Origin of the sequence: Psychrobacter jeotgali (assembly GCF_904846315.1) — a bacterium.
Taxonomy (GTDB): Bacteria; Pseudomonadota; Gammaproteobacteria; order Pseudomonadales; family Moraxellaceae; genus Psychrobacter; species Psychrobacter jeotgali.
In genome coordinates this window covers 1,602,622-1,615,108 of record NZ_CAJHAF010000001.1, presented here as the reverse complement: position 1 = coordinate 1,615,108, position 12,487 = coordinate 1,602,622, and the positions used below count along the sequence as shown (strand labels likewise).

Here is a 12,487-nt window from a genome sequence, read left to right as displayed (position 1 = left end):
TAATAATGTGCTTTATTATTTATAATAAAAAAGGAGATTCTGATGAGTCGGGAAACGATAAATCCAACGGTTATGTATGATAGTTTACAATATGGTTTTTCTCATGCTACTAAAACTCAAGGCAAAACAGTAATACACTGTGCTGGGCAATTAGCTTGGGATGAAAATGAAGAGATTATCGGTAAAGGGGATTTGGCAGCACAGACTGAACAAGTCTTTAAAAACTTAGCTACTGTACTACAAGAAGCTGGCGCCACGTCAGCTGATGTCGTACGGATGAGAACTTATATTGTAGATCTTAAGCCTGAAGATCTAGAAGTTGTAGGAAAAGCTATCAGCAACTTTTACGGCGCTATAGAGCCGCCTGCTAATACGCTAGTGGGTGTACAATCCCTAGCTATGCCGGACTTGCTGATTGAAATTGAGATGACGGCTATTATTGATTAAATGGTTTTATATAAAAGGTGATATATGAACAAGGCTCAATCTAATACGGTCTATATTAATAAATGGTCGGCCATAAGTCGTATTTTTCATTGGATTAGTGCGCTGTTGTTGTTAATGGTTTTGGCGCTTATTTTTTTGTATGAAAATACTGATAACTCTTTATACATTGGGCTGCATAAAGCTTTTGGTATCAGCTTACTCTTTTGGATGATAGCTCGGGTTATTAACCGTATATTTGATAGAGCGCCGCCCGCTATACCGATGCCTAAATGGCAGCAAATCATCTCGCAATTGAATCATTTTGCCCTCTATGTTTTGTTGATTGCAATGCCAATGGCTGGGCTGCTGATGTCCGTTTATGGCGGCCGTCCGGTAGATATGTTTGGTTTATTTGAGATTCCTGTTTTTGTTACACCTGATCGCGGTTTGGCTCGTACCTTTAACGATTTGCATACCGATATTATTTGGCCGCTGATTATTGTATTTACCTTGCTGCATATCGGAGCAGCACTACATCATCAGTTTATTAAAAAAGATAAGCTAATGAATCGAATATTATAGTGTAGATTAAATGACAATATTTAGAGAGGTGACCTAATGGCGATATATGTAGATTTTATGTGCATAGAGTTCAAGGGCTACCGATGGTGTCATATGCTGGCAGACTCATTACAAGAGTTGCATGAATTCGCCGAGCTTATTGAGTTGGATAAGCGTTTATTTCATCGCAATGCCAGCTATCCACATTATGACGTTACTTTGCAAATGCGAGAGATTGCTATCGAACATGGCGCTATAGCGGCTGATAGAAGAAAGATTATTGAATGTGCTAAAAAGTTAAAGGTTGAGCTGGAGTATCAAATAACTTTAACTAACCGTTAGAAAAAAATTAGCTTTTTTATTTCTCATTTGATAGAGCTATTACTTTTATTGAATGCAATAGAGGATGTTATGGCAACAGACTCTAATAAAAAGCCTTAGTTTTACTTTATTGATCTTCCTTGTTCACTCTATTTATACTCTCTTTATATTTGCTCCATTATAGATAATAAATATTTACCAATGCTATGGTCACCATCATTAAACAATAGGGCATAAAAAAGATGCAAACCTTAAATATCCTATATTTAGTAGGGGCGTTGTTAATATTTTCGAGCATCATGGCAAGTACCTTGTCCGCCCGTTTGGGGATACCCCTATTGCTATTATTTTTGGCAATAGGCATGCTGGCAGGCGAGCAGGGTATCTTAGGTATTGAGTTCTCGCAGTATGGCGCTGCAAATTTCATCGGCCAAGCGGCCTTAGCCTGTATTCTGTTAGACGGCGGCTTACGCACTTCTTTCAAATCCTTTCGAGTGGGTCTAAAACCGGCGGTCACCCTAGCGACTTGGGGAGTCTTTGCTACTGTTGTCATATTAGGTGTTTTTGTTACTTGGCTACTCGATGTTGATTGGCGAATTGGCTTGTTGATGGCGGCTATTGTCGGTTCAACTGACGCAGCAGCAGTATTTTCTTTGCTACGTAATGGGGGAGTTAAGCTCAACGATCGCGTCCAAGCTACGCTTGAGCTGGAGTCTGGCGCTAACGACCCTTTTGCTATTTTATTGGTTACGGGACTTATCACCCTCAATGTAGATCCAGCAGGCCAGACTGTACTTGGTTTCTTGAGTTTGCTATTACAGCAACTTGGCTTCGGATTGGTATTTGGTCTGCTCTCAGGCTATCTGTTATCTAAACTATTGCCAAAAGTAAACCTAGCAGAGGGTATGTATGCGATTTTGATTCTATCCGCCGGTCTATCAGTATTCGCCGCTACCAATCTAGCGGGGGGTAGTGGCTTTTTGGCGGTATATCTGGCTGGGATCATTATTGGTAATAATAGAGTGCGATCAACCGAGCATGTGATGCGAGTGATGGATAGTTTTGCTTGGTTGTCACAAGCGATACTGTTCGTAGTGCTGGGGTTATTAGTTACGCCATCCAATATTATTGACGTATGGCCTTATTCGGTGGCGATTGCCGCCTTTATGATTTTGGTTGCTCGACCGCTTGCTGTTTATAGCGGGGTAAAACCTTTTGGTTTTAAAAATCGAGAAATCGGCTTTATTTCTTGGGTCGGACTGCGTGGAGCCGTGCCTATTACGCTGGCTATTTTGCCCATCATGGCCTCGGTAGAGGATGCTTTTTTGCTATTCGATATCGCCTTTGGGGTGGTAATTCTGTCTTTGGTATTACAAGGCATGACCATTCCTATGATGGCTGATTTATTCAAAGTGCGTATTCCGGTCAAAAATGAGCCTAAGGAGGAGATGGAGATTTGGGTATCAGACAATGCCAGTATTACTTTATACGAGTTTGAGGTAAAAGCTGGAGCATTTGCTAATGGGCGGCATCCAAAAGCCATCTCCAGCAGAATCAACCCTGATGAGATTAAAATGTTTGCGTTGGTGCGTGGTCAACAACTGGTTGGAGTAGATGCAAACACGCAATTAAAAGTAGGCGACAGCGTATGGTATGGGCTAAGAGGTAAGCATGCTAGCAAAATTGCCCAGATCTTTAGTAACACTACTTTGAATCGCAAAGAGATAGACGACTTTTATGGCGACTGGTTACTCTCTCCTAGTGCTAAATTAGGAGAGCTACCGTTTTTCACCGGAAAAATGCAATCTGAATACCCGCCAAGAGAAGTTGAAGAGGTTGAATCTAATTCGTCTGAAGCTAATTTGATAGCTAATCAGCAACAGACGTTTGATTCAACGGCTGATTCAACGACGGAACATCAGGGTGAACCCGTAAATATGTGGCAACAAACCGTCGCTGAATATATTGCCACCCATTTAGAGACCAAACCGGTCTCTGGTGATACGGTTGCTATCAATGAGGAATGGGTGTTGGTGGTCAAAGAGCTTGATCAATATGGCAATCTAAGAACTATCGGCTTAAAAACCATTTAGTCTTCCATATTAGCCAACTTTTCTAAAATATTTTTGTAATTCTCCACACCTTGCGCACCGCTAACCAAATGACGCTCATTAAATATAATCGCAGGTACACTTTGAATCCCTTGTTGCTGCCAGTGCTGCTCTGCTTCACGTACCTCCTGAGCAAAGCGCTGCTCTTCTACTACCGCTAAGGCTTGAGCTCGATCTAGCCCGTTTTCTGCGGCGATATCGGCAAGCACCTCGGTATCTGAGATATCACGGTTATGGGTAAAGTGAGCGCTAAACAACGCTTGCTTTAGATCATGCTGGCGTCCTTGTTGCTCAGCCCAATGCAGCAGCTGATGTAGATTAAAGGTGTTATGCATATGGGTGTCGTCATTGAAGTTAAAGTCAAAACCAACTTCTGCCCCAGCTTCGGTCATTCGCACACGACTGGCATCAGATTCTTGCTTGCTAGAACCATACTTTTCTATGATATGCTCACGCAAATTTTGCCCCTCACTTGGCATGCTAGGATTAAGCTCAAATGGATGCCAATGAATCTCATGCTGGGTATTGGTTTGCTTAAGGGCTTCGGCCAGTTGGCGATAGCCAATAACACACCAGGGGCAGACGACGTCTGATACGATATCAATTCTAAGCGGTTTTTCTGTATTACTCATAATATATTCCTCTTCTTTACTGTAAGTTCATTACTATAAACTAAACTCGTTACTATAAACTTAGTAGGGTTATTACTTTGATAGGTAGCAATTTTATTTATACCTTATATTATTCACATTATCATGCGCTCTTATTAGAGATAAAGTAAAGTTGCGTAGGTTTTTTAGCTGATCTGTCATTAATAGTGCTTATTTGTGAAGGTTGTTAGTTGGCTAGCTTGAAAGCTTTCAAATATATTCATTCCTGATAATAATTTGTGTTATAAAAGATGAATTAAGAGTTAATAGTCTTTAGAATTAGTCAGCAAAATAAATTTTACTGAGGGTAAGTTATGAAGTTGTATGGATTGATGTTGGCAGTACCGTTTTTGGCTGCTTGTAGCAGTAATTATATTGTGGAAAGTGCGGCGAATACTTCTACTTACCAACCACCTTATTCGGGTGCAAAAGCTATTATCACCGGTAAATTACAACCTGGGGATAGTAAGTTTGCTGCTGGTCGTGTGGCTTATATTACGGCTATCGACGGTAAACCAGTACTGAGTAGCCGTAGTGCCAGGCAGAGTGATACTTGGGATAGCGTTTATCCTATTAGTACAGGCAATCGTACGGTAACGGCTACTTATCGCGCTGGATCCTTTAGTGCCATACCGATTCTGATGCAATTTACAGCACAGCCTAATCGCATTTATCAGCTTGAGTTTGCGACTGATATTGGTACTCAGTGGATGTCTGATAACAGTTATGTGGATTTGTGGATTATAGATAAAGCAACCAATCAGCGAGTTTCTGAGGTTATTAGAACCCAACCAGGAACTGAGCTTACACTACCAACTTATGTGATCAGTGGTAATTAGTTTAAACTACAATAGTAGTTAGAATAAATGTATAGAGTAAGGGCTTAGCGTCATCTAAGAACAAGCAATAGACGTAAGGTAAGAGTATGGAGCCTAAAGTATGACAGAACCCACGCTAGTAACAGAACGGTTGTATCTAAGGCAATGGCAACCAAGCGACTATGCCGTATTTGCTGAGATCAATGCCAATAGCGAGGTAATGAAATACTTTCCTAAAGCCTTATCACCAAAACTAAGCGATGCTATAGCTGATAAGTGTCAAAAGCTCATTGCGGATAAAGGTTGGGGGTTTTGGGCGGTAAGTCTAAAGGCAGATGAAGCTTTTATCGGCATGGTAGGCTTGAATGAAACCCACGCTGATATGCCGTTTGCGCCTAGCGTAGAGATTGGTTGGCGGCTACACCAAGATTATTGGGGACAAGGTTACGCCACTGAGGCGGCACGTGCGGCTTTGGAGTTTGCTTTTAGTGAGCTTGGTGTAGAGGAGGTCGTTGCCTTTACTGCGGTTATCAATCAACGCTCACAGCTAATTATGCACCGCATCGGTATGAGTAATACCCAAGATAATTTTTCTCATCCTATGCTTGAGTCTAGTCACCGTCTTGCTGAGCAGGTGCTATATAAGATTACTCAGCGGGACTGGGAGCAGTCGTAGAAAAGGATAAATAATTATCCTTTTCTCGAAAATGTCAAAATATAGCCTTTAAAGGGTAGCTCAAGATAAGAGGTATCAGTGGGCTTAACGTGTTGACTGCTAAACCCAAAGCTCTCCATTTGCTTAGTGAGTTTGTTTTTGCGCCCACGGCCAGGGTCTACGATGATGACTTCACAGTTGGGATTGGCATGACGCTCAATAAAGGCAGCTAACATCTCGACATGGGGATCTTCATAGAGCAAGTCGCTACCGATGATCATGTCGAAGCGTCCAAGATGACTATTGTCCTCCGCCCAGTCTAAGCGCTCAAAAGCAATCTCTTTATTATTGTTTAGAGCGGTGTTTTTATCGAGAAAATACTCAACAGTCGGATGATAATCGGTAGCGGTAATATCTGCATGGCGATGATTGAGTAGTAGACTAGACAACGCCATACCGCAGCCTACTTCCAGAATACGCTTGCCAGCGATATCGTAGTTGAGCATGTGGTTGGCAAGAACCAAGCTTGATGGCCAAACTATTCCAAATAAAGGCCAAGAGGCAGAACAAATACCTAAATCTGATGCCTCACCATCAGGGTCACTAAACTGTTGATTATCACGCAGCGTGCAGATATGAATATCCGTATTGCCGATCTCAATGGTTTGATAACGCACGCGTACAGAAGTCAGCGAAGTCATAAACTTTCCTAAAAATGAGCATAAATGCAAGGTTTGGCAAAAGTTGCCACTATCAAGAGTTGGTTATAAAGTACATAATAATTATTAATTAGTAAATATAATAATCTCTCTTTATTATGTCCCATTTACAGGTAAACTATTGTTACTTATAAGGACGTTATCATTGCTATCGTTCATGAGTTATGAGTGATTGTTGCCAAAAGGTAGCAAGTGCATGAGCGGTTTTCGATAAGTGCTAGTTTTTTTTAAGACTATAAAATTCAATATAAAGTATTGACTTTTTCAAGCAGAAAGGTAAATTAAAAAGGAGAGGTTAAGTTTTAACTCTAAAAGTACGCTAGATACCACTTTATTGATTGAATCCCACCATGTTTTTCATGCTATCGATATTAGGGTAGCTTCTCGTGCAATTAGCATAGTAGATAAGATATCAAGTCTATCTCGACTGAAATATTTATTAATCTAAAGATTTTGACCTTTAATCCCGCCCGTTTTTATTCGTGAAAACGTATAAAAATGCCCTCAATCCCAAATTAATGTTTGCAATACTGTGAGCTAGTGTAATACGATATTGCGCGGATGTAATCAAGAGCGAACACACTTTGTAGAGTAAAGGAAAAAGTATGAGTATCAGTCAGGCCATCGAAAAAGTTGAAGCCCGTTATGCGCATCAACCCGAGTTTATCCAAGCAGTAAAAGAAGTTGCCCTTACTATCGCCCCTTTATACGACGCCCATCCTGAATACGAAACTTTTAAAATATTTGAGCGTCTCATCGAGCCTGACCGTGTGATTGGCTTTCGCATCAACTGGGAAAATGATAAAGGTGAAGTACAGGTCAATCGAGGCTGGCGTGTCCAGTTTAGTAATGCTCTAGGCCCATATAAGGGCGGTGTTAGATTTCATCCTACAGTAAACCAATCCGTTTTGAAGTTCTTAGGCTTCGAGCAGATATTCAAAAATGCGTTGACCGGTTTGCCTATGGGCGGCGGCAAAGGCGGCTCTGATTTTGATCCAAAAGGCAAAACAGACAATGAGATTCGTCGTTTTTGTTATGCTTTTATGCGTGAGCTGCATCAATACGTGAGTAAGGATATTGACGTTCCTGCTGGTGATATTGGAGTGGGCGGTCGTGAAGTTAGCTATATGTTTGCTATGTATAAAAACCTAACGCACGAATATGGCGGAGTCTTAACCGGTAAAGGTGTTGGCTTTGGTGGGAGCTTGATGCGGACAGAAGCCACAGGTTATGGGGCAGTGTATTTCTTAGAAAATATGTTGGCCGCCCAAAACGATAGTATGGAAGGTAAAACCGTCTTAGTATCAGGCGCAGGTAACGTCTCATTGCATGCTGCTGAAAAGGCAAATATGCTTGGTGCTAAAGTAATCACTGTTTCCGACTCGCAAGGGACTTTGTATGACGAAAGCGGTTTTGATCAAGAAAAAATAGATTGGCTCAAGAAACAAAAAGAGCAAAGTAAACCATTAGCGGACTATGTAGAGGTGTTTGGTGGCGAGTGGTTAGCTAAACAAAAGCCTTGGAAGTTCAAAGGCGATATAGCTATTCCTTCAGCCACTCAAAACGAAGTCGACGAAGATGATGCCAAGCTAATGGTCGAAAACGGTATAAAGTATGTGGCTGAGGGCGCAAATATGCCATTAACTGCTGAAGCAGTTGATTATGTTTGTTTGCACCGCGTCCATTATGCACCTGGTAAGGCGGCTAATGCAGGTGGAGTAGCGGTTTCAGCGCTCGAGATGTCACAAAACTCTGTGCGTCAATATAAAACCTTTGAGCAAATCGATGAGCGCCTAAAGGCTATCATGAAGAATATTCATGACTGTGCTGCCGAAGCTTCAGAGAAATATGGTCAAACCGATAATGGCTATATCAATTATATGGCCGGCGCTAATATCGTGGGCTTCAAGCGTGTCGCTGATGCTTTAGTAGCTTACGGTATTTTGAACTAATATCTGCCAGCGTCAATCTACTGCTTGCTAATTTCAATACCGCGTCTCTGTTAAAGAGGCGCGGTATTTTTAATGCTCAACATGCTTTAAACATCAACTATACATAGAGCTACTTTTCTAGCTTACAGTAACTATCTATAAGCGTTACTATAAAGACAAAGTGATAATAACCTCAATAAAGAAAAGGAGATGATTCTATGTATAAACCATTAGAAAGCCTTAAACTTACGACTTTAGGTGCCTGTCTTACTTTGGCGTTGAGCACAGGCGTTATTAGTACTACTGTTCATGCAGACACGGCAAGTGAAATACGCGCCGCTCAAGCAGCAAAGATTAATTTAAAGCAAGCGATTGATATTGCTAGTAAACAGGCTTCTGGGATTTTAGTTGATGCAGAATTTGACGATGATGATAGCGACTCCCAAAGTGGGGGCGGTGTTTATGAGCTAGAGTTTAGTGATGGCAAAACAGAGTATGAGATCAAGGTTGATGCTATCACTGGTCAAGTGGTTGATCTAGATACCGACAGCTTGGATAGTGGTGATATCAATGATTATAACGTCCAACGCCGTGCAAAGATAAGTATGATGTCAGTCATTAATGCTATTGAAAAACAGACCGGTAGCAAGGTTCTGGAGATCGAGTTTAAGAATGACCGTGATTATAATGATCATCCTACTTATTATGAAGTAGAGATACTCAAAGGCAATCAGATCACTGAGATAAAAATAAACGCTGACACCGGCCGCGAGTTTGAGCGCAAAGTTAAAAACTAATCGCGCTATAAAGCCTTATTAAGTAGCGAACGGACAGTCAAAAAAGCCACCTGCTGATGGATATCGGCAGGTTTTTTTATCAGTACAGATTATCGGTACAGAATAAATAGTAAATAATGCATCCTTCTATTCGTAGCTAGTATGAGTTGTTCGTAGCTAGTCGTAGCTAGTATGAGTTGTCGTAGGTTACAGTGGTACTGGTGAAGGGGAAGTACTATACCTGTTCACTATTTTCGTACGTTGATGATAAGAAAAAAGGGTTACCATATAGTTACCCAATGGTTAATGAGCCTAATAAGCTTTTTATAGACTCACAAAATTGTAGGGTTGCAAAGGTCGGTTTGACTTAGAATAATAAACAGCACTAGAGTATAACAATAGTATTGAAAAATAGGCTCAATACCTTCAAATCGTTTAGTCAGCTTCAAATACTCAAATATAGTAACGCCTATGTTATATTTACTCTCATAACCAAGGCTTATATGGTTATTACTGCGTTAAAAATTTCTACCTCATTTATTAAAATAAGGACGCCTTATGAAACGTCGTACTCTTTTAGCACTCGCTGCCAGTACTGTACTATTAGCAGCCTGTGGACAATCTACTAACGATGCCGCTACTAATCCTGATCTGCTCCAACGCATTAATAATGGCGGTACCATTAATGTTGGTACCGAAGGCACTTATCCACCGTTTACTTATCATGATGAGAGCGGCAAGCTTACCGGTTATGATGTTGAAGTGACTCGTGCTGTCGCAGATAAGTTAGGTGTAGAGGTTGAGTTCCAAGAGACTCAGTGGGATGCCATGCTAGCCGGTCTGGACTCCAAGCGTTTTGATATGGTGGCCAATCAAGTTAGCCTAACCACGCCTGAGCGCAAAGCTAAGTATGATAAAGCAGAAGCGTATAGTTGGTCAGGTGCTGTGGTATTAGCACCTACTTATGATGAACGCTATAGCGCTTGGGAGGACCTAAAAGGCCTGCGCAGCGCCCAATCATTGACCAGTAACTATGGAGAATTGGCTGAGCGTTATGAAGCCGAGATTATTCCGGTTGACGGAATGTCACAAGCTATTCAATTGGTTAAGCAAGGTCGCGCTGATTTTACTATGAATGACAATCTTGCGGTATTAGACTATCTCAAAAAATTCCCTGACAGTGGACTTGAGATTAAACTGGTTGCCCCGGCAAGTGAGCAGCGTGGTTCAGGTTTAGTACTACTTAAAGGTAACGATGAAGTGGTAGCAAAACTAGATGAAGCGATGGCTGAGTTAAAAGCTGATGGCACCTTGACTAAGATTAGCCAAGACTTTTTCAATGCTGATATAAGCCAGCAGAAATAATGTCAATGTCATGGCTAGCTGAGCTTCTAGCAATATTACCTTTCATGGATCTTAATCGGGCCCAAATTGTTATCGATTCCTTTTGGCCCATGCTTAAAGGCGGTATTTACTATTCAATACCGCTAGCGCTGATATCGTTTGCTATAGGCATGATTATTGCGCTAACGGTAGCACTTATTCGTATCGTACCGCGTGCTGGCTGGTTGCATGAGATTCTTTATCGGCTAGCACGTATTTATGTGTCCGCCATTCGTGGTACACCGATGCTGGTGCAGTTGTTTATCATCTTTTATGGGCTACCCAGTGTGGGGGTGAAGCTTGACCCTTTTCCCTCAGCGATCATTGCTTTTTCGCTCAATATCGGTGCTTATGCTTCAGAGACGGTACGGGCGTCGATCTTATCTATTCCTAAAGGTCAGTGGGAGGCAGGTTCCACGGTTGGTTTGACTTATATGCAAACCTTTCGCCATGTGATCTTGCCGCAAGCTTTACGAGTATCAGTGCCGCCGTTGTCCAATACTTTTATTAGCTTGGTAAAAGATACCTCCTTGGCATCGCTGGTGTTGGTCACTGAGCTGTTTAAGCAAGCACAGATTATCACCGCGCGTAATTACGAGTTTATGCTGGTTTATACCGAAGCGGCGTTTATATATTGGGGAATTTGTCTGTTTTTGACCTTTATCCAAGGTAAACTTGAAACCCGATTAGATCGTTATATTGCCAAATAGTTCATTCGTCTCAAATAAATATAGTCATAAATCATTTGTTCTAACCTTGCAGGAATCTTTATGATCCAAGTTACTAATATCCATAAAGCTTTTGGTGATAATCAAGTGCTCAAAGGCATTGACTTGACCATTGCTAAAGGTGAGGTCGTGGTCATATTAGGGCCGTCAGGATCAGGCAAAACGACCTTTTTACGTTGCCTAAATGCGCTTGAAATTCCTGATAAAGGGGTGATCGCTTTTGACGATGGCAGCTTGAGCGTAGATTTTGCTACTAAGCCCAAAAAGAAAGCCCTGCTAGCATTACAACGTAAGTCTGGCATGGTTTTTCAGTCTTATAACTTGTTTCCGCACAAGACTGCAATTGAGAATTTAATGCTTGGGCCAACGGTAGTGCAAGGACAAAGTAAAGCGCAGGCACGTGAGCAAGCTTTAGTGCTGCTGAAGAAGGTTGGACTGTCGGACAAGGCTGATCTTTATCCCTTTCAGTTATCAGGCGGCCAGCAGCAGCGTATTGGTATTGCTCGTGCCTTAGCCATTGAGCCGTCGCTATTATTGTTCGATGAGCCAACTTCCGCGCTCGACCCAGAGCTGGTACAAGATGTGCTTGAAACTATGAAGCAGCTGGCATCTGAAGGCTGGACGATGGTAGTGGTCACTCATGAGATTAATTTTGCGCGCGATGTGGCTGACCATGTGGTACTCATCGAAGACGGGCACATCATAGAAGAGGGCAGTCCCAAGCAGATGTTTGAGCTCTCGAAACATCCGCGTACGCAGGCATTTTTGCAGCGTATTAGTGAGTAGCGTTTGAAGTTTTTGATCATTTAGAAGTTTTAATAAAAAGTCTTTTACTCGCTAAGTAAAAGACTTTTTTATACCTAAAATTTTATACTCTTAACGGTTTTCAAGCTTAACGAAAACCTGCCAAACCTCGATATCAAGCTCGTAGCAATTATTGCCCTCGCCATTAATACGGTCAATAACCAAAAAGTCCGAATCACGCCCCAGCGCCAATAGCGGATGATGCCAAACATTGGCATCGTACTGCACGCCTTGATGGGATTTGGCATAAAATACCGTTAAATCGGCAGCAGACTGCGGCGGCTCGCCTTTGGGGGCAACGACGACGATATAATCTTGACCATGCATCGAAAAGAAGGCTTGGGTGCCAAACGGATGATATTCCATCACCGATAGCGCAATAGGAAAGTCACGCTTTTTGGCACGAAAGATACTCATGCCCACTTCACCGCCGTCAAGTGATGCTTTGGCAATAGCATTATGGCGGCAGGCGTAACCTTTATTAATATAGTAGCAGTTCTCAGAGGTTTGTTGCTGTTGCTCATAAGGCTCGATAACCGTGCCAAAGGGCGCAAATGCAGCTTTGGTCAAAGGTTTAGCAATAATTGTAGTGCTCATAATACTC

Annotated in this window: 14 protein-coding genes; 11 read left to right on the top strand and 3 right to left on the bottom strand. The window is 41.9% G+C overall.

Annotated elements, in window-relative coordinates; translation table 11 throughout:
* The first annotated feature begins 42 nt into the window (after window positions 1–42).
* The 4 genes from JMX18_RS06500 (at window position 43) to JMX18_RS06485 (ending at window position 3,401) form a co-directional block, all read left to right on the top strand.
* Entirely contained in the window at window positions 43–447 is a 405-nt protein-coding gene (locus JMX18_RS06500; protein ID WP_201585962.1) for a RidA family protein, read from the top strand.
* 24 nt (window positions 448–471) lie between these two features.
* Window positions 472–1,008, top strand: coding sequence for a cytochrome b (locus JMX18_RS06495; protein ID WP_201585960.1), 537 nt, complete (start codon window positions 472–474; stop codon window positions 1,006–1,008).
* Window positions 1,009–1,044: 36 nt separating this feature from the next.
* Window positions 1,045–1,329 carry a DUF4031 domain-containing protein gene (locus JMX18_RS06490; protein ID WP_201585958.1) on the top strand — a complete coding sequence of 95 codons (285 nt, stop codon included), beginning with the start codon at window positions 1,045–1,047 and terminating at the stop codon, window positions 1,327–1,329.
* A 221-nt stretch (window positions 1,330–1,550) separates the two neighbouring features.
* Window positions 1,551–3,401, top strand: coding sequence for a potassium/proton antiporter (locus JMX18_RS06485; RefSeq protein WP_201585956.1), 1,851 nt, complete (start codon window positions 1,551–1,553; stop codon window positions 3,399–3,401).
* Here the strand turns inward: JMX18_RS06485 and JMX18_RS06480 are convergent.
* Window positions 3,398–4,051, bottom strand: a complete 654-nt coding sequence (locus tag JMX18_RS06480) for a DsbA family oxidoreductase (RefSeq protein WP_201585954.1) — start codon at window positions 4,049–4,051, stop codon at window positions 3,398–3,400. The two genes, JMX18_RS06485 and JMX18_RS06480, sit on opposite strands and share 4 nt — an antisense overlap.
* Before the next feature lie 332 nt (window positions 4,052–4,383).
* Here JMX18_RS06480 and JMX18_RS06475 point away from each other — a divergent pair, with 332 nt between their 5' ends.
* Together JMX18_RS06475 and JMX18_RS06470 are read left to right on the top strand one after the other, a co-directional pair.
* Entirely contained in the window at window positions 4,384–4,908 is a 525-nt protein-coding gene (locus JMX18_RS06475) for a hypothetical protein (RefSeq protein WP_201585953.1), read from the top strand.
* 100 nt (window positions 4,909–5,008) lie between these two features.
* Entirely contained in the window at window positions 5,009–5,563 is a 555-nt protein-coding gene (locus tag JMX18_RS06470; protein ID WP_201585951.1) for a GNAT family N-acetyltransferase, read from the top strand.
* Window positions 5,564–5,577: 14 nt separating this feature from the next.
* Here JMX18_RS06470 and JMX18_RS06465 read toward each other — a convergent pair whose 3' ends face one another.
* On the bottom strand, window positions 5,578–6,243 hold the full coding sequence (locus tag JMX18_RS06465) for a class I SAM-dependent methyltransferase (protein WP_201585949.1): 666 nt from the start codon (window positions 6,241–6,243) through the stop codon (window positions 5,578–5,580).
* Window positions 6,244–6,866: 623 nt separating this feature from the next.
* On the opposite strand from JMX18_RS06465, the gene gdhA reads away from it, so the two are divergent.
* The 5 genes from gdhA (at window position 6,867) to JMX18_RS06440 (ending at window position 11,865) form a co-directional block, all read left to right on the top strand.
* Window positions 6,867–8,213 carry an NADP-specific glutamate dehydrogenase gene (gene gdhA, locus JMX18_RS06460; RefSeq protein ID WP_201585948.1) on the top strand — a complete coding sequence of 449 codons (1,347 nt, stop codon included), beginning with the start codon at window positions 6,867–6,869 and terminating at the stop codon, window positions 8,211–8,213.
* Window positions 8,214–8,410: 197 nt separating this feature from the next.
* Window positions 8,411–8,989, top strand: coding sequence for a PepSY domain-containing protein (locus JMX18_RS06455; RefSeq protein WP_201585946.1), 579 nt, complete (start codon window positions 8,411–8,413; stop codon window positions 8,987–8,989).
* Window positions 8,990–9,526: 537 nt separating this feature from the next.
* Window positions 9,527–10,333, top strand: coding sequence for an amino acid ABC transporter substrate-binding protein (locus JMX18_RS06450; protein WP_201585937.1), 807 nt, complete (start codon window positions 9,527–9,529; stop codon window positions 10,331–10,333).
* Complete coding sequence (locus tag JMX18_RS06445) at window positions 10,333–11,061, top strand: amino acid ABC transporter permease (protein ID WP_455237714.1); 729 nt, start codon at window positions 10,333–10,335, stop codon at window positions 11,059–11,061. The genes JMX18_RS06450 and JMX18_RS06445 overlap by 1 nt, the downstream gene beginning before the upstream one ends.
* Window positions 11,062–11,121: 60 nt before the next feature.
* Window positions 11,122–11,865: an amino acid ABC transporter ATP-binding protein gene (locus JMX18_RS06440; protein WP_201585936.1), complete on the top strand. Its 744-nt coding sequence runs from the start codon at window positions 11,122–11,124 to the stop codon at window positions 11,863–11,865.
* A gap of 90 nt (window positions 11,866–11,955) precedes the next feature.
* On the opposite strand, the gene JMX18_RS06435 is transcribed toward JMX18_RS06440, so the two are convergent.
* A complete protein-coding gene (locus JMX18_RS06435; RefSeq protein WP_201585934.1) occupies window positions 11,956–12,480 on the bottom strand; it encodes an ureidoglycolate lyase in 525 nt (174 codons plus the stop codon).
* Window positions 12,481–12,487: the final 7 nt, after the last annotated feature.